Source organism: Ktedonosporobacter rubrisoli, assembly GCF_004208415.1.
Taxonomy (GTDB): Bacteria; Chloroflexota; Ktedonobacteria; order Ktedonobacterales; family Ktedonobacteraceae; genus Ktedonosporobacter; species Ktedonosporobacter rubrisoli.
On record NZ_CP035758.1, the window covers coordinates 5,631,481 to 5,648,485 of the forward strand.

General features: G+C 50.4%; 20 protein-coding genes. 9 read left to right on the forward strand and 11 right to left on the reverse strand.

Going from position 1 to position 17,005, the window contains the following annotated elements; translation table 11 throughout:
- Nucleotides 1-104: 104 nt before the first annotated feature.
- Nucleotides 105-923 (forward strand): GNAT family N-acetyltransferase, encoded by an 819-nt coding sequence (locus EPA93_RS24500; protein ID WP_129890024.1) that lies wholly within the window; start codon nt 105-107, stop codon nt 921-923.
- Between the two features lie 245 nt (nt 924-1,168).
- Here EPA93_RS24500 and EPA93_RS24505 read toward each other — a convergent pair whose 3' ends face one another.
- Nucleotides 1,169-2,044 (reverse strand): sigma-70 family RNA polymerase sigma factor, encoded by an 876-nt coding sequence (locus EPA93_RS24505; RefSeq protein ID WP_129890025.1) that lies wholly within the window; start codon nt 2,042-2,044, stop codon nt 1,169-1,171.
- A 185-nt stretch (nt 2,045-2,229) separates the two neighbouring features.
- Here EPA93_RS24505 and EPA93_RS24510 point away from each other — a divergent pair, with 185 nt between their 5' ends.
- The gene (locus EPA93_RS24510) at nt 2,230-2,529 is read left to right on the forward strand and encodes a hypothetical protein (RefSeq protein WP_129890026.1); all 300 of its coding nucleotides are present in this window, start codon (nt 2,230-2,232) and stop codon (nt 2,527-2,529) included.
- 948 nt (nt 2,530-3,477) lie between these two features.
- Here EPA93_RS24510 and EPA93_RS24515 read toward each other — a convergent pair.
- From EPA93_RS24515 to EPA93_RS24530, 4 genes are all read right to left on the reverse strand, one after another.
- Complete coding sequence (locus EPA93_RS24515) at nt 3,478-3,834, reverse strand: VOC family protein (RefSeq protein ID WP_129890027.1); 357 nt, start codon at nt 3,832-3,834, stop codon at nt 3,478-3,480.
- 100 nt (nt 3,835-3,934) lie between these two features.
- Nucleotides 3,935-4,501 (reverse strand): DinB family protein, encoded by a 567-nt coding sequence (locus tag EPA93_RS24520; protein WP_129890028.1) that lies wholly within the window; start codon nt 4,499-4,501, stop codon nt 3,935-3,937.
- Between the two features lie 200 nt (nt 4,502-4,701).
- Complete coding sequence (gene map / locus EPA93_RS24525) at nt 4,702-5,445, reverse strand: type I methionyl aminopeptidase (RefSeq protein WP_165423367.1); 744 nt, start codon at nt 5,443-5,445, stop codon at nt 4,702-4,704.
- Between the two features lie 92 nt (nt 5,446-5,537).
- Complete coding sequence (locus EPA93_RS24530) at nt 5,538-6,152, reverse strand: hypothetical protein (protein ID WP_129890030.1); 615 nt, start codon at nt 6,150-6,152, stop codon at nt 5,538-5,540.
- 235 nt (nt 6,153-6,387) lie between these two features.
- On the opposite strand from EPA93_RS24530, the gene EPA93_RS24535 reads away from it, so the two are divergent.
- Nucleotides 6,388-6,888: a hypothetical protein gene (locus EPA93_RS24535; protein WP_129890031.1), complete on the forward strand. Its 501-nt coding sequence runs from the start codon at nt 6,388-6,390 to the stop codon at nt 6,886-6,888.
- A 97-nt stretch (nt 6,889-6,985) separates the two neighbouring features.
- Here the strand turns inward: EPA93_RS24535 and EPA93_RS24540 are convergent, their stop codons facing one another.
- The 3 genes from EPA93_RS24540 to EPA93_RS24550 all read right to left on the reverse strand — a co-directional run bounded on the left by EPA93_RS24540 (nt 6,986) and on the right by EPA93_RS24550 (nt 10,674).
- Nucleotides 6,986-7,474 carry a TIR domain-containing protein gene (locus tag EPA93_RS24540; RefSeq protein ID WP_129890032.1) on the reverse strand — a complete coding sequence of 163 codons (489 nt, stop codon included), beginning with the start codon at nt 7,472-7,474 and terminating at the stop codon, nt 6,986-6,988.
- Between the two features lie 692 nt (nt 7,475-8,166).
- Nucleotides 8,167-8,568, reverse strand: coding sequence for a PPOX class F420-dependent oxidoreductase (locus tag EPA93_RS24545; RefSeq protein ID WP_129890033.1), 402 nt, complete (start codon nt 8,566-8,568; stop codon nt 8,167-8,169).
- Nucleotides 8,569-8,754: 186 nt separating this feature from the next.
- Nucleotides 8,755-10,674 (reverse strand): ABC transporter substrate-binding protein, encoded by a 1,920-nt coding sequence (locus EPA93_RS24550; protein ID WP_129890034.1) that lies wholly within the window; start codon nt 10,672-10,674, stop codon nt 8,755-8,757.
- A gap of 489 nt (nt 10,675-11,163) precedes the next feature.
- On the opposite strand from EPA93_RS24550, the gene EPA93_RS24555 reads away from it, so the two are divergent.
- The 4 genes from EPA93_RS24555 to EPA93_RS24570 all read left to right on the forward strand — a co-directional run bounded on the left by EPA93_RS24555 (nt 11,164) and on the right by EPA93_RS24570 (nt 12,747).
- The gene (locus tag EPA93_RS24555) at nt 11,164-11,706 is read left to right on the forward strand and encodes a MarR family winged helix-turn-helix transcriptional regulator (protein WP_129890035.1); all 543 of its coding nucleotides are present in this window, start codon (nt 11,164-11,166) and stop codon (nt 11,704-11,706) included.
- A gap of 2 nt (nt 11,707-11,708) precedes the next feature.
- Entirely contained in the window at nt 11,709-11,948 is a 240-nt protein-coding gene (locus tag EPA93_RS24560; RefSeq protein ID WP_129890036.1) for a hypothetical protein, read from the forward strand.
- Nucleotides 11,949-12,022: 74 nt separating this feature from the next.
- A complete protein-coding gene (locus EPA93_RS24565; RefSeq protein ID WP_129890037.1) occupies nt 12,023-12,331 on the forward strand; it encodes an antibiotic biosynthesis monooxygenase family protein in 309 nt (102 codons plus the stop codon).
- 182 nt (nt 12,332-12,513) lie between these two features.
- Nucleotides 12,514-12,747 carry a hypothetical protein gene (locus tag EPA93_RS24570; RefSeq protein ID WP_129890038.1) on the forward strand — a complete coding sequence of 78 codons (234 nt, stop codon included), beginning with the start codon at nt 12,514-12,516 and terminating at the stop codon, nt 12,745-12,747.
- A gap of 9 nt (nt 12,748-12,756) precedes the next feature.
- On the opposite strand, the gene EPA93_RS24575 is transcribed toward EPA93_RS24570, so the two are convergent.
- Nucleotides 12,757-13,131 carry a VOC family protein gene (locus tag EPA93_RS24575; protein WP_129890039.1) on the reverse strand — a complete coding sequence of 125 codons (375 nt, stop codon included), beginning with the start codon at nt 13,129-13,131 and terminating at the stop codon, nt 12,757-12,759.
- A 337-nt stretch (nt 13,132-13,468) separates the two neighbouring features.
- Here EPA93_RS24575 and EPA93_RS24580 point away from each other — a divergent pair, with 337 nt between their 5' ends.
- The gene (locus EPA93_RS24580) at nt 13,469-14,146 is read left to right on the forward strand and encodes a VOC family protein (RefSeq protein ID WP_129890040.1); all 678 of its coding nucleotides are present in this window, start codon (nt 13,469-13,471) and stop codon (nt 14,144-14,146) included.
- A gap of 149 nt (nt 14,147-14,295) precedes the next feature.
- Here EPA93_RS24580 and EPA93_RS24585 read toward each other — a convergent pair whose 3' ends face one another.
- Together EPA93_RS24585 and EPA93_RS24590 are read right to left on the reverse strand one after the other, a co-directional pair.
- Nucleotides 14,296-14,763, reverse strand: coding sequence for a tautomerase family protein (locus tag EPA93_RS24585; RefSeq protein WP_129890041.1), 468 nt, complete (start codon nt 14,761-14,763; stop codon nt 14,296-14,298).
- A 96-nt stretch (nt 14,764-14,859) separates the two neighbouring features.
- The gene (locus EPA93_RS24590) at nt 14,860-15,747 is read right to left on the reverse strand and encodes an RNA polymerase sigma factor (RefSeq protein WP_165423368.1); all 888 of its coding nucleotides are present in this window, start codon (nt 15,745-15,747) and stop codon (nt 14,860-14,862) included.
- Nucleotides 15,748-15,969: 222 nt separating this feature from the next.
- On the opposite strand from EPA93_RS24590, the gene EPA93_RS24595 reads away from it, so the two are divergent.
- Complete coding sequence (locus EPA93_RS24595) at nt 15,970-16,893, forward strand: alpha/beta fold hydrolase (protein ID WP_129890043.1); 924 nt, start codon at nt 15,970-15,972, stop codon at nt 16,891-16,893.
- Nucleotides 16,894-17,005: the final 112 nt, after the last annotated feature.

Sequence of the window (17,005 nt, forward strand, 5' to 3'; positions counted from 1 at the left end):
GGCGATGTGGGCATTTCATCTGACTCGCCTCTCCTTATTTTCAGTCAACAACGAGAGGGCTCAAGCGGTTTGGCGCTCGTCTCAACATCAAGAGGAGAATCCCTATGCCTTGTTTGCTCGAACCTGACAACTATCCATCCGTCCATTCCTTGTTTCAGGAAATGACCCATCATCTTGCCGTGCTGACCGTCCTGGCTGGAATAGTACCAGGAAAGGTCTATGTCGATGATCCTGCTAACCCACAAACTGCTATCTTGATTCCAGCCAACCAGCAGCGTGTCTATGTAAGCGGTGAGCCCTCATCTCGCCTGCTTGCTGACGTCATAGACAGGCAATTCAAAGCGTCTCTTGCGCAGAGCTATGGATTTGTGGTCTACGACGTATCAGCCCCCTGGAAACAGGCCCTTGAGCACGCGCTGAAAAAACAAGAAACCGTTCCTGGCTCTAGAGCGTATTATCGCCTGAGAGAACTATCCTCGCCCTCCAGCCAGCCTCTTCCAGAAACGCTCAGCATAGCGCGCATCGATGAGGCCATAGTAGGAGACGCGACGCTGCTGAACAGGCAACTGCTGATTGATGAGATCCATTCAGAGAGTCCTTCGCTTGAGCACTTTTTCCGCCACAATTTCGGCTTCTGTGCCCAGGATGGTCACACGCTCGTCGGCTGGTGTCTTGCCGAATATCACTACCATGATCGTTATGAACTGGGGATTGAGACTATCGAAACCCATCGGCGCCAGGGTATTGCTACCCATCTCACAGAAGCCGTTATAAGATACGCCTTTGCCCAGGGAGCGAGGGAAATTGGTTGGGATTGTTGGACCACCAACACGCCATCTATAGCAACAGCTTTGAAGTTAGGTTTCGAGAAGGCCCTTGACTATCCCGTGTTTTACTGCCACTATCGGCCAGAGCCAACATAACTCATGAATTGAACCGATACCTGGGTCATCAATGGCAAAAGCGATCCAGGCATTTTCTGCTCGATCCAGCAGGTTTCCGCCGTGCCTCTCCTCGCAAGCCGACGACTCAGCAGGCCGCCGCGAACCGATGTTGCAACGCCTCCAAGTGAATTGCGGTCCCTTGCGCTCCATCTGTTGCGCCGGAGAGGATTGGCGAAACCGGCGAACAGCTAGTCGCCTACGTGCGCACGTCTGGCAACTGCTTATCAGTCATCAAGGACTGCGAGATGAATTTGGCGCAGACGTGCAGGATCGGTAATCACGGTAATCGCGGTGATCTTGCCTCCTCTGATCGTGAGATCAAGGACACCGAGCAGCCGCCCGTACGGGGCCACTACGACTCCCAAGGAGCCATTCACCAGAGCTGGTTGTGTGGCCTGGGCACCTCCCATAAACTGTTTCGCCACAGCCGCTGCGCCATGAAGCTCTTTTGGTGTACCCGCAGGAAGGGACAGTTGCTCTCGCCAGAGCACCACCTCAGGATCGAGCACGGCAAGCAGCGCGTCGAAGTTTCCTTCACGTGCAGCGGCGAGAAAGGCTTCGGCCACTTCGCGGCTGGCAGCCAGATCTGCATCCTGCCTGGGTGCTCTTCCCCGCACCCGGCGGCGTGCACGGCTGGCGAGCTGCCTGGTAGCTGTTTCTGAGCGTTCCACGATGGGAGCAATCTCGTCAAAAGGCACAGCGAAGATGTCGTGCAGGACAAAGGCCAGGCGCTCGGCGGGAGCCAGCGTATCGAGCACCACCAGCAGAGCCAGGCCTACCGAAAAGGCCTGTTCCATCTCTTGCTCCGGGTCGATCGCTCGTTCACCGCCCGTCACTATTTCAGGTACCTGGGCTTCCAGAGACTCCTCATGCCGCGCCTGACGAGCACGAAGCATATCCAGGCACACCCGCGCGACCACCCTCACCAACCATGCGCCCAGGTTCACGATGCTGCTAAAATCGGAGCCGCTGAGGCGCAGCCAGGACTCCTGCACGGCATCGTCCACCTCGTCAAGCCGGCCCAGTAGCCGATAAGCCACAGCTCGCAGGTTGGGGCGCTCAGCCTCGAAGCGTTGCGCTAACAAGGTATATTCGTCCATCGGTCACATTCCTTTGTTTTATTTCGTCGAGGTAATGACGAAGGAAGCCTCACGGATGTGACACTTTCCGATGACCTGCTAACGGGACAACCATATCAAAATTGAGACGCACCGATGGCCAGTTGAGAGTACCGGCCATCAGATATGTGCAACAAACTATTTACACGAGAGAAAGGAATGTTCCCATGAAAGTAGTGATTTCCTATACCAAAATGAAGCCCGAGCAGCATGCCGAAATCGATGCAGCGGGCAAGCGCGTGCTGGAGGCGCTTGAACGAGAACGGCCGCAAGGTTTTCTGTATGCCGTCTGCCCGTTCCCCAACGGGGAAAACTTTGTCACGGTTGTCATCACTGACGACGGAGTAGACAATCCGCTGTTGGCCCTGCCGGAATATCAGGCATTCGCTGCGAAATTCAAAAGCTGGCTAGCTGAGCCGCCAACCGTAGAACAATTGACGGCAGACATCTCCTATCGGTCCTTCTAAAAATCAAGGAGTCGAAAGGTCTGGTGAGAGCGGTCACTCTCGCCAGGCCCCCTGATGAGCGGAAATCGATCTACACTACAAGCAAACCTGACCATCCGCTAGTTCCCCTTGCGGGGAAACAGAGCCGCATCCCTGAGCTTTCCGTATGGTGTCGAGTTTTTAGACTTGGCGAAACGAGAGGCACAGAAGAAATATCACAAATGGCCATGCCTTCTCCTACCCATCTCCAGCATAGATAAGAAGCCTGATCAGGCATCAGCCATCCTGACAAGATAAACAGCCATCACTCAACCTGACGTTTTGCCTCACATTTGGGAATAGAGCAAACGTCTGCACATCCGCCAGAGCAGGCCTGGAGGAAACGAGCACCTTACCAGAATAGATGATCATGCCAGAAATCACTACACCGTACAAGGCACTCGTTAGGGGCAAACAGTAGAAAGCGAGGAGCACCAAACGAAGGCTTTGGGCGTAAACAAGGGGAGAACGCAAGAAGTGACTAGCATCCTCTCTACGCCTCCCCAGGTCTTCTGGCGCCAGAAGCCCTTGACGACGTTCAGGCCGTCAGAGCCCTGAGATAACAGCAATTACCCAGGGGTATTCTGTTCCTTAGCGGGAGCGGGGGAACCAGCTCCGAGGGAACCAACTCCGGGGGAACCAGCTTGTTGGATTCGTCATGGGTGTTTCCTTTCTAGCATGTTCTTCTGGAAGATCACCATTTGTGACCTTCACAAAGCAAGAGGGTCGACCAGGCCGATTTGGGACAGCTTTTCCCCCGAATTTGACCAATTCCAAACATCTTTATAGAAATTGCCCGACACTCGAAGCGTGAGTATACTGGCTCAAGGGCTGCTCGGGCGAGAAAATTTTGCCATGACGATATTCATCGGTAGATAGGATGTCGATGAACATCGTCCTTTGCAGGGTTTTACAGCTTTGCTTCTAATATCAGTTCTCTAGATCATATGCTGTAGGGTGTCGTGGCTGATAGAGCGGCAGATCAGAGCCGCTTGGTAGTTTGATCGAGGCAATCAAGCCCCAGCGTCGATCGCTAATCGGCTGAGAGATCGTAACGCCCTGAGCAGCTAGCTTTGTCAGTGTCTTCTCGATGTCATCGCATATCAAGTAGAATTCATAATGACCTACCCCATCTGTAGGATGCACAGCGATCTCAGTTGGAGGAAGCTTAAAGATCAGCCAACCACTTCCGGCGTCGACGCCAGCAAATCCGAACACATCGCGGATGAAAGCTCGGTCAGCCTCCGCATCTGCGCTGTAGAGGATAATATGTGCTCCGTTAAGCATACTTCTCCTTTCTTGCTTGCTTCATCAGCATTTGCGTTTCCTCGTCGCTTTGTTCTTCTTTAGAAAGAAACTCGGCTAGTCATGCATTTACACAGCTCCTTCAGCGGCCTTCGCCAGCAATACCCACCCAATCAGAAGGTTCGGCAGTAGTATGCTCACCCAGAAATAGATTCAGCTGGGAGGCATGTTCTTGCACATGACGCATACTATACAACTGTAGCTCTAAATAGCTCACCGGCTTTCCCACGAAGCTACTGAAATCAATCTGCTGGCGTGCTCTCTCGTCCGATAACTCCGCAAGCGTTGTCCGGCACTTCTCGTGTAGTTGTCGTAGATAAGTATGGAGCTGATCCTTGCTATAAGGCTGGTGGGGAAATTCACTTGCGGGGTCCAACTCATTCAGGGTAAAGGGAGCTGGAGGAGCGAAGCCTTCGCTTGAGCCAGTCAGATATAAATCTAGCCAGAAGAGACAGTGGTAGGTAACGCACCAGAATGCAGAAGTTTTATCGGGCTGTGAGCGATCTACGGGATCGGGCCACAGATGCCCATCCCAATGCGTAGCAGGGCAGGCGAGCAGAGCATTTTCGAGCATCTCGATAGCCGCGCCAAATTGCTCCCACAGGGCGGTTCTCCACAAGGAATCCAGAGGTAAACTTTCAGATGTCATACTGATCCTCTTTCACATATTTCTCTACTTTTTACACCACGCTCATTGAAAATACACTAGCGCGCTGGCTGGCGGCAGAGAGCCATACCGCCAGCGCAACGCACAGTACCTTCTCATTTCTTCTTTCCCTGGAGAGCTAAAGCGGAACCCATCTTTTTTACTCAACCTTCAGGTCATACAAACATTGCCAAGCAAACAGGCTAGAGCGTGCTCAAAATCTCTGCCCCCTGTTGGGACACAATCACGGTATGCTCAAACTGCGCAGCCCAGCCGCCATCTCGCGTACGTACGCTCCATCCATCGGCGTCAACTCTCATCCGTGCAGATTTCTCGACAAGGGTCGGCTCAATAGTAATCACCAAACCTTCAGGCATCACGGGACCAGTTCCGGCGCGTCCAACATTTGGGACATCCGGCCGCTCATGCATAACGTGACCCAGGCCATGCCCGATGTATTCACGAACCACGTCATAACCGTGTGACCAGGCCACCTTCTGAATCGCATAGCCGATATCGCCAATCCGCTTTCCCGGTCGCGCCGCCTGAATACCCGCCATCATGGCCTCGCGCGCTATCTCAATGAGGCGCTGATGTTTGGGGTTGATCTTCCCAATAGCCACGGTAATCGTCGAATCGCCGGCATACCCATCTAAAAGCATGCCAGCATCAATGCTCAGCACATCTCCTATCTTCAACTTCTGCTTACCCGGTACTCCATGCACGGCAACATCATTCACCGAAGTATTAATGCAGCCAGGGAAACCTTCTTCCGTAGCAAAAACAGGCGTTGCTCCTAGCTGAGCAATGTAGTCCATAGCATAATCGTTGAGATCGCCCGTCGTCACTCCTGGCCGTGCCAGCTTGGCGAGATCCTGCAAGAGCTTCGCCGTTGCACGATTCGCTCTTCGTAATCCTTCTCTCTCCTCTTCTGTAGTAGCAACCAAGTTATTTATCTCCTTTACATAGATTTTCAAACATCCAGAAGAAATCAATTCTTGTAGTATACCATCAGGGTTCTGCTTGGCGAATGGAGATCCTAGACTCCTGTCCACACAAAAAACAAGCCCGAGACCCCCACAAGCACCACGAAGGCACAAAGCATAGCTGCACCAATCTTACCGAAAGGGCCAGCTCTTTTAAACCAGGCAAGCGATCCAATGACGATTATTTGCATGACTAAAGACGCCACAAAAGTGCCTAAACAATCACCAAGCAAGCGGTCGATTGTGTAGCTGGGATGGCCGAGCACAGCCGTATTTCCTCCGAGGTTCGCGGGATTATACCAACATGGGTAGCTCTGGCCTACTTCATACCTATCAAGAATGACCTGGGCATTAAATTCTGCATCATAGAGCGTTTCATCCTGCATCATGGGATGAGGACCATTAGGTTCGTCAGTGATCTCTTCCTGATGCCCATCTTTTGTATGCAAGATATAGGTAAACTCAGGAGTATAGTGGCTTCTATCCTTATAGATATTCGAGCTTTCAATTGTGCACATCCCCTGTTGATAGGTCTGGTACACGAAGAGCGAATGGAGGTTTATCAGGCTGAGCAGGCAGGAAGTGAGAAGTATCGCGCCCCCTCCTATCCAAAGCTTCCAACGCAGACGACGCTGTTCTGCTGAAAGCACATTCCTGCCGGAGCTCATGTTTCTTTGCAGCTTGTAATGCCTGAAGCTTTCTTTCTTTTTTCTCATCTTTCCAGTTATCCTAATCACAGGTAAGATTCAGGGCCAGTAGTACAGCTTATCCAGTCAGCTGAGATAAGCCTGAGCAACCCGACTCAGCGATATAGGGCATTTGCCCCACGCCATCTCTACACATCAAATATATCATTTAAGCATCATCGTTCATACTGTGAAGTCAAAGCGTAGGAGAGCTGTTATGCTTGTGTTTCCAAGCTTTCCCAGAATTTCCCGACGTTGGAGCGTACCCATGCTCAGCGCGTTAACCGCGCTAAGCATCTATGCTGGCGTCTTCATTATCGATTTTTGCATTCAATTCGTGCTTCACTGGGGTAATCCCTTTGAAAACGGGGAAGTCGTAAATTCTATAGCTGGGGCGCTGGCTATCGGCCTGCTCAATATGCTCTTGTGGTGGCTATTCACGCTCGTGCCCGGCCCAACAACGCTGCTGCGGGCGACCCTGGCCGGGGCACTTTGTGGCCTCGCCGCGCCATCCTTACTTGCCATCGTCAATTTTTTCTTTAGCTGGCTGGTGCGCGGCTACTTCCTGAACTATCAAGGTCGGCCATCTACGAACTGGGCAGAGGCCTCCTGGCCGCTTGGCTCGGTACCCATCATCTCTATCATATTCTTCGTCTGGCTCACCTTGCCAATTTGCATTCTGCTCGATCGCAGGATGGCGAAACAGCTGGCTCCATAGCCTGGCCCGCCATACATAGGGTTGCTATTTTGCAGCCCTTCCCAGGCCCACAACGCCGCCGTTGAGAACCGCTTTGCCAGCAACAAGCTTTTCTTTATTACTCTTGATTCTGCAAATGATTTTTTATTAGCCCACGGAGTTCCCGATAGATACCCCACCAGATATCTTCTCGCTCATGTTCAGGCCTGAAAGCAATAGGTCTACCATTTGTAGGCATAGGTTGGAATCGCTCTATAGGCAGATCAGCCCAACCACAATGGCGCAGAATAATTGGGCAAATAAGCATCTCTCTCACTACCCTCTTTACGCTTCTCTCGATCGCCGCCTGCATTTCCGCGCCAGAACAATAGCCAGAAGCAATCAGGCTGGGGCTTAGAAGTACCAGGTAAAGCTGGCTCTCCAGAAGGCGTGGATCAACCACTTGTGACCAATCATTTCCCGGTTGAACCTGACGCTCTATCCACTGCGAAATGAGTCCGACCTGTTGCAAACTGGCAAGGTGCGGCTCGAATTCCTGCTTGAGCACCTTGTCCTGCTGGGCATAACTCAAATAGAGGGTAACTGGCTTTTTTATTTCCATCGACATACTTCGTATTCCTTTCTAGAAGATATCGTGCCAATTGCATTTTATTCTCTAAATTATACCACTCTTTAGCGGTACACGCCAACTACCCTTAATACTCTAGTTAGTAAAGATGACTGGAGCGAGCCTGGTGATTTTCAGGCAACCCTCAGCAGTTTTCAAAATATGGGGCAACCCTCAGCAACCCTCCGCAGAAATTTGCTTTCTTGCAATATGGTCTGAGATGGCTTCTAGAGCCGCTTTATATGCTAATAGCAAGGTGCAGATACATTAAGCGATCTCGATCTTGCTGAGGGTTGCTGAGGGTTCTAGCCGTCATCGCGAAAATGATTTTGCCAGAGATAGAAGTTTATCTCTTTATTAGTAAACCATGCGATTATGGATGGTTTTAACCCTCAGCAACCCTCAGCAAACTTCTTGAAGGCAAAGCTAAAGCAAAACCGAACTGCGAATTTGCCTGCCCTTTTTGGTAGCAATTTATCACAACCCTATAAAGCGCAAAACGGCCTCACAGGCCACTTTAGGACCTGCTGGCAATATTGTTAACCAGCCCTGACAGCCAGCTTTGCGCATCGGAATAGATGAGTAGACACATTTCACTTTTGCGGAGGGTTGCCAAAAATCGCCTCTTTCCTCTAAGCACAATCCGCCGGGAAAGAGGCAAGCCTTATAATAGATATGGCAAGAGACACGCCTTATTCAATAGTGCGCCTGGCGACGGGAAGAACCTTGCCCGTCAGATCCCAGGTGATAATGCGCTTAGGGGTCAAACGGATTATCTCCGGGCTAAACCAGGAATAAATCTCCTTTCCCCCTTCTGGAAAGACTTCCGCCTTCCCGCGAATCTCGATTCCGCGCCCTTCTCCTGTCGGAAGGGCATCATCCACCACAAAGGAGACAAGACCATTGCCCGCTACATTACGATACTTCTGGCTCTGACTGTGGTTTGGCCCTCCGATATCGATCGTATCAAGTTCTGGATTGTAGCGAAAACCTACTGGCTTGTTCTCTGGCTCGCCGCGTTGATTGACGGTAGCTAGCCTTCCCAGGTGTTGGGACTTGAGATATGCTAGTTCTGCCTCGGTAAACTTACTCATCGTACTCCTTTTTATCCATGAAGAGCAGATATCGCATAGATTTTTTGCGTAAACGCTACGCAAGCTGCAATTCTGCAGGTATAACGATAACATCTTGCTATTTGGAAGCGCATCGTCATCCCGGTCAGAAATTATCTGTACAAAAGGACAGGCTAGCATAGAGAAAGGCAATTTTGTCTATTATCGTCACTTAGTACAGCGCTGCACATCTCCTAACGAGGGATAAGAGCCATCGCTGGCTGCAGCCACCTGAATAGCATGGGCATGGTCAGTGCAAAGAATGTAGACAGATTTATGGCCAGGATTACTTGAATTGTTGCCTTGCAACACAATGTCTTCGTCATTAACCCCGGTAAATTCAACGGTGGCCAGATGTTTATCAAAATCTTGTTGATCGGTCTTGTCTCTCGTATTCTCAAACGCCTGCAAAAATGCCTTAGTAGCATCATAGGATAAGATGGCATGCGGAGGAAGCAAGGTATATGCATTCAACGTAACCACCTTTGAGGTGGGAAGAGGCTGCGGAAAAGCTTGATAATACGCTCTTACAAAGTCGCTCTGGCGGTTAAGGGGAGGCGCATAAATCGTAGAGTAGACAATAGAGTAGGTATTATCGACATACCTTGTGAGGTCGTAGACCGCATCTCCAGCGAATATAGGGATCGAAACCTTTGCGGCGGGCGATTGTTGCTGTTGAGCCAATTGCACACCATACTCAACAGCATCGATATCATTGGCATAGCCGGCAAAGAAAATCATTGTTGCAGCCTTATTCACAATAGCATCCTGGACATTTGCTTCAATCACCGTGTTATCACCGATAATATACGGCACAGAAACGGGTTTAGCACAAACCCCATTGTTCTGCAAGGCATTGATAAATGCACTTGCCAGGCTATTACTATATTGGTCGGGCTGATTCGTGCCTTTGTTGATATCATAGAAAACTGCAATCGTTGGCTTTACTTGCGGACAAGGCCCCGAAACAAAATAGCGCTTAATGAACTTTGCCATCATGTCACTTTGCACTTCATCAGGAGCAGCAATCCTATAAAAGTTGGGTTTATGGGAAAAATCATCGCTTGTCACGGATGGGGAAATAATAGGGATTGCCCCTTGTCCCCAGTTGTTAAGGGCCTGAAGCGCCTGATCGGCCTGCGCACTGAAAGGGACGCCAACAATGCCAAGAAAAGAGGGGTCGGATTTGGCGTAGAGGATGAGCTGCCGAACAACCCCAGGAAGCGCTTCCTGGGCCGTAGCCTGCGTACCAATATTAGCAATCACAAGGCAAAGCCTGGCATTATCAACGTTTGGTCGGCTATTATAATCCTGCTGAGCCAGATAGGCCCCTCGCAGGTCTTCAAGGCCCACATCAGCAGACAGTGCGGAGTCGGAGACGGTACGACTCAATATAGTGACCACAGCCAGGGTGATATGCTTACCCGAGCAAGCATGGTTCTGAATATTCTGCTCTTGCAGAATTTTTTTCTCTACCTCTATTTCCTGGTCAGCCCCGCTGGAACCGGTCCAATCAAAAGGAAGCTCCATTTCATTTGTATTGCTAATCAGTCCAACCCTCACCATGGTATGATCGGGAGCCATAAGCGAACTCACCCCTATGCCAGGGGCGCAGAATAGCTGTACGCCACCTTTGACGCATGCATAATCTGCGGCGGCACTCAGCTTAGCTATAAAGAAATTTTGGAACAAGAAAATTATGATTATCAGGATATATGCCAGGTATAAGACGACATGAGTGAAATGCTTCCTGGCTCTTAGTTGGCTAGTTGTCTGCGTCCCTGAAAACATCTTGCTAAATCTTCTCTTCACGGGCCCAAACACCTTTCCAAAGGCGTTATCAATCCACCCATTTATGTTATTGATAGTGTCAGGATGGATTTTGTACAAACTTATTCCACCCAGAGCCACTACGTTAAAAAGCAAAAGTGAAAACAAATCAGGGGCGTTAATTTTGATATAGGCGATATTGGAAATGATGGCAACCAGTAGCTGAAACCAGGGAATAATATTCGTATTTGTCGCAGGCGGGTTAGGGGAAGCTGGACCATTCTGTTGATTTCCAGAGCTTTGATTTTGCTGACTCATGCTACGCTCCTGTATCTTGTAAAGCCCTCGTGAGGCGGCTCCTGTCTAGCTACAATTCTCAATATCAAAGGAAGCAAAAGGTTTTCGCCTATAAGAGGATTAAAGCGCATATTGTGCGCAATAATTGGGACCAGATGAAAAACATTCTTGTTAATTGACCCGGAAAAGTAGCTTTTTCTTCTGTTGCGCAGGCCTACTAGCCGAAGAACTCTCTTCTCATAGCTTGCCTTAGAGTAAGAGAACAGGCTAAAGTTGTCCCATTGGCGCTCAACATTGACCGATTACAGCTATCCAACGCCAGGAAATCAGTTCTGATGAGGAGAGCTAAAGGCTTGATAGCTGGCCAGTGGGATACACATCTACAACTATAGACGGGTAGATATGGCAAAACAAAAAAACTGGCGAGGAGGTTGACAAATGCTTCTCGCCATGTTATTACTTAGTTAGCTAATGATTAGTTAGACAAGTAATTTTCTAAGAAGGCTTAATATGCAAGAGAGAGAGTCACCATCATACCAGATTGTGCGCTCGCGTGATGATCTCAAGGATCTGGAGAGTCAGGGCGATCCTGCTCAAATATTTATCATTGAGGAAAGCCTGGGCTATCTTGTGAACTATCTAGCCAGGCTATTCTCTCAGATTCATACAGCCTACCTCGCATCTCATGGCGTCCATCTTGGACAATGGGGAGTACTGATGTACTTGTGGGTCAAGGACGGCCAGACCCAGCGAGAGCTCAGTCGCCAGGTAGCTATTGATGAGGCTTCAATGGTAAGTTCCATCGACCGCATGGAACGTAACGGATTAGTCCGACGAGTACGCAACGACCATGACCGGCGCCAGATTAATATCTTCCTGACCGAGAAAGGTCGAGCATTGCGCGACAAACTTATTCCCGGCGCTCTCGCCAACAATGCAATCTCGGTCAACGGTTTAAGTGAGGCCGAGAAGAATCAATTGTTTACTCTTTTACGCCGGATGATCGTGTCGCTGGAAGAGGCCCTGGCGCATCAACAAGAAAGGACTACTTAGACATGCCTGCCAGAAAAGTTTCAAATAAGCAGATACGTGATATTCAACGCATTGTCCATTTGATAGCCGCTCTCGTTCTGCTGTTCTACGTCTACGGCCCCCTGGATGGTGCTCCGGGATTGGCGCCACTTTTGCGCTTTGCGGTGCTTCCACTGCTCGTCGTAACAGGCCTGCTGATGTGGCAGTGGACGCGCCTGCGTAAGCTGGTCACTCCTTCTTTAAGAGGCACAGCGCTACCATAGCGAAGCAGAAAAAGAGCCTCTAGCCGCGAAATGCATCTATGCATATTCCATAATCAATGAAAGGAGATACACCAATGTCTATTGTTCTGATTAATCCGTTTGAGGTCCCCTTGGGCCAGGAGGAAAACTTTCGCCAAGGCTGGCAGGCTGCCGCTGAGCATCTGCGCCAGGCCCCGGGCTTCATCTCAACTCGCCTTCATGAGAGCCTTGATAAAGAAGCAAGATTTCGCTTCATCAACGTAGCTGAGTGGGAGTCGCCACAGCATTTCCAGGCAGCCATGAGGAGCGAAGCCATGGCTCAGGTCAGACAGCATATGCATTTCACGGCTTATCCGGCTCTCTATCAGGTGATCGTCGAAGAGAAAAGTTCATCATCTCACTAGCTTTGATAGACAGCCACTAACCGTGTTAGGGTCAGGGATATTCTATCCCTGCGCGTTAAGATACGAGGAGATGACTCCAAAGAGGAAGAATTTTTTCCCCTCTTTGGAGGGCTCGTTTTATAGGCGTTACAGGACCAGGAAAGCCTCTATGAATCAATTCAAACTGGCTGGTCATCACCGATGTGCATGCAAACTTGCCAGCCCTGCAGGCGGTTCTCAAGCAACTCGCAAAAGCTCTCGCACGTTATGCCACCCTGGTTTTTCATAATGGCTACTACAGCCTTGAGCAGCATGCAACTAGCTACGACGATCACGAGATTTTTCAGACCTTTGAGCAGCGCCAGGTGCCTGATCGCGAACTGCTCTATCGGGTCTTCTTTGGCGGACGCCTCAAGACAGGCCAGGCGGAGCCATAACCGACCAACTTAGCAGCTGTACACACTGTCTTCATATTGAACATACTTGATCCAGGTCCCATCTGGATGCCTTACGCGCATCTCCATCCCTGTCGGAGCCTGCTTTGGTCCATCCAGGATCGTTGCTCCGTTCTTGCGCAGGTATGCTTGCCATTCGCTCAGCGAGTCCACAAGAAAATTAGCTTGCGTGGCTTTCAAGGCTCCCAACGCCTGCTCAGGGCCCGCGATCAGCAGTAGCGGCCCAACCTGTACAGCTTCTATGCCTCCCTCGAAGCTCTCACGCAAACTGCTCTGGGTAGAGAAGAGGGACTCGTAGAAGCTCACACTAGCCTCCAGCTGCTCTCTGCTCAGAAAGATTCTTGTCAGAACTTGTAGTACCTTCATCCTCTTTTCTCCTGACTTGTCTTTACTAAACTTTTCCTCACGAGTATAGCGTGTTCTGTTCCATCGAACAAGACAAAGTATTCAAATAATATCTTCGATTTTTCTGATAGGTTGAGGCACTAGAAATTATATCGCCTGCTTGCTATAAACTGGTTACAGCCAGCTTCCTACAGGTGCAGACTTGCCAGGCAGTCTCTTCTACTTAAGATTGCCTTGGCCTTCTGAACAGGACAAAATCCGGCCAATGGGACAGTGTGGAGACAGGCCCGATGGAGGAATACTATGAGTAGCAGAAATACAGCTAGATATCGCAAACAGTTAGGGGAGGCAAAAATTTATGCATATACAGGAACTTGTACTCTATACATCTTCGCTAGCCAGCCAGAAACAGTTCTATAGCCAGGCGCTGGGTCTATCTTTAGTGGATGAAAGGCCAGATTCATTCACAGTTCAGGCCGGTCTCACACGCTTGAGCTTCCATGAAACGAAGCAGAACGTTCTCTACCATATTGCCTTTACTATCCCCAGAAATAAATTTGCCAGGGCCAAAGACTGGCTAGTCCGCCAACAGATCCCCTTCTTGCGCAAAGATGGTGAAGACGAGATCTTCTTTGACAACATCAATGCCCGCTCCTGCTACTTCCCCGATCCAGACAACAACATCCTGGAATTTATCGTCCACTACAATCTTGCGCGAGAAACAGATGGCGACTTCAGCCCGGCCGACGTGCTGCACGTGAGCGAGATTGGTTTGCCGGTAGAGGATGTTCCAGCTCTGGCCACAAAGTTTGAGGAAACGCTAGGACTCAAGCCCTATGGCGGTCCCGTCTCAGAAGGCTTTGCCTTTATGGGCGATATCACGGGGCAACTCGTCGTAACTAAGATTGGCCGACCCTGGCTGCCCACCCTGACCGTGCCAGCAGCTCCCTCGCCGGTCCAGGTAACGCTCAGCGGCACGCGTAAGCAGTGGCTCGATCTTGCCCCCTATCCATACATCCTTACCGCCCATCAGTAATCAACTGGAGGAAATCCGGGCCACAAATTGCCCGGATCACCTACTTTCTAAAACGACAAGCCAGGATGACGGGAAAAGGATGGGATAACGGACCGTAGCTTCAGAAAGCCAGGCGGATAGCCCTTTCATCCTTTACTATAAATGCTGCGTTACGAGATAGGCAAACCGCGAAAACGGGCACTATCCGGGTCTCCTCCAACTAATCTCACGATATCACGTAGGCGAAAAATCTGGCCGCCTGCTCCCCAATTCCCATCAGCCACTTCTTGCACAATACACCAGACACGCGCACGATTCTCGGCGTCCCAGCTGGCCCCTTCAGCATCAAGAATAGCTCTGGTCACCTCCTCAACTAATCCTTGCTTGCGCTCGTCGTCTAGCGACCATTGGGGAACCGTTGCTATCACTCGATAGCGCGGATGCGCAGGAAACGCGCCCCCAACCATCATCTCCTCTTTTTTGATCTCGTGTACATATATCCAGGCAATCGCTTTTGCCTGAGGGGTGTCTGGAGCGCCTTCCCATTTCAAGATAATGCTGCTCAAATGCGCCATAAGATCTTGTTTACCTTGAGCATTTAATATCCCTTCAGGCAGGGTTAAATCAATCATTGGCATTCGCTTTACTCCTTCATATGCGTTGTCCTATCTAAGCGCATCTCATTTAAGGTGCTTATAGATAGAGACAACAAGAAGTACGAAGTGTGACAAGCGCTATGAAGATATATTCTCGACTTGCGCATTTTCCTCTTCTGAGCTGAGTAGTGCAAACTGCCTTGAAGCCAAAAGCTCTTTCATCGCGATCACAAACGCTTCAGGAGCTGCATAGTCAGGATGGTTTCGATAGAGCCCGGCAACTCGATCAAGCTTTTCCAATTCCCGAACCTCCTGAGTGCGAGTGGAAGAAACGCGCGTGGGATGGCAGGCAAACATAAGGCTATCTTCCTTGATGAGTCCCGCTTGTATAGCCGGGCCAACCTGTTTATGGCATCGACAAGGGTTAGCCGGGTTGATAATGCCGCAGTTCTTATACATGAAGCCTCGAAGTAACTTGCGCGCACGGGAAAGGCGCTTACGAAAAGCCTCCGGCGTAATGTCAAGAATATCGGCCCCCTCCTGGCTATTGACCTCAAAGACTTCCCCAAGAATATAGGCGACTCGAAGCTCCTGATTTAAGCAGAGAAGCATTCCCTGCGTGCAACCTATTTTCACTTCCTCCATCAAGAGCTGCTGATCTACCGAAGCGGGCGCCAAACTTGAATTTAGCAGTCCCGCTTCCAAAAATTGTGAAAATTGCTCAAAACTGAGGGCCGACATTTTGTTTCGCCGTTTGCGTATTGTAATCAAGTGATTTATGGCTATTCGATATGCCCAGATGGAAAAAAGAGTTTCCTGCCGAAAACTACGCAGACTGAGCGCAATCTTGACAAGAATCTCCTGTGTGGCATCCTGCGCATCCTGTGGATGACCGAGCATACGCATAGCAATCCCATAAATACGATCTTGAATACTAGCAATTACGGCTTCTAAAGCTGCTCGGTCTCCCGTTTTTGCTGCTTCTACTGAGTCTTCAAGCGTGTGTTTAAGTAAATCATATTCCACTATTCAATCCTCTCTTTTTCACTTTTCAACGCAAGCAGCATAGTTTATGCTGAACAAATTCTTTACAAAGAGTAAGACACCTGCGAAGCCAGATTGTGACAAGAGCAAAGTTTTTTTAGCGTATTTACAGGAAAGTTGCCCTACAACCGCACACCAGCCGCATTCGTAAAGAGCATAGAGCAGCAAACTGCTGAGTAAAGCAATTTAAGGAATTTCTACTCTATGGAAAAGAAAGCTCTTCTGGCCTTGAGCGCGGCCACACTGACCGGTCTGGGAGCCCTGACCGTGACAGAGAATTATCAGCAATGGCAGCGCAGCGAGCTGGCCCGCCTGGAGTCCGGTTCCCAGCTTATCGAAACCGCCCTGGGCCCAACAGAATTTGCCAGTTCAGGCAGCGGTCCGACGATCCTAATTTTGCATGGCTCGCCTGGTGGCTATGACCAGGCCCTCAATCTTGGCCCAGCGCTGGGCCTGACAAACTTCAGCATCCTGGCCCCCTCGCGACCGGGCTACTTGCGCACGCCACTCAGCTCGGGTCGCAGCCCCGAAGCCCAGGCTGATCTCTGCGCGGCCCTCCTCGACGCCCTGCATATCGAGACGGCCATTGTACTAGGCATCTCTGGTGGTGGTCCCAGCGCGCTCCAATTCGCCTTGCGCCATCCCGAGCATTGTCGTGCCCTGATTACCCTCTGCGCCGTCACGCAGCGCTATAACGAGAGCGAGGTGTATGCACAGTTGGCCCTTCATCAACGCCTGCTCAACCAGTTGACCGATGCCGCACTTCTCTCCAATGCCTGCATCTACATCCTGCAAGGCTTGACCGATCTCGTCTCCACAAGCGAGCATCCCGAGACAAAGGACATGCTCAAATCGTTCTCCCTGCCCTCCCTGCGCCGTCCCGGCTACGACAATGACATGCAGCAATTTGCCAGCATGGACATTTATCCCGTCGAGCAGCTAGCAATGCCAACCTTTATCGCTCAGGGAACCGCCGATACCAGCGTGCCCTTTGCTCAGGCACAATGGCTGGCTTCAAAAGTGCCCCAGGCTCGCTTTGTCGCGGTCGAAGGCGCTGGCCATATGTTCTTCGCCACCCACAAAGATCAGGTTGTGCCCCAGCTCCATAGCTTCCTGCACGCTCTCTAAAACGCGCCGCGTCCACTTTTATGCACACGTGGGTACACAAAGTGCCATATAGACGATCTTGCCTCTATCGCTCCTTGTGTACCCATATTTAAACACTCACCTCTCTGCGCTA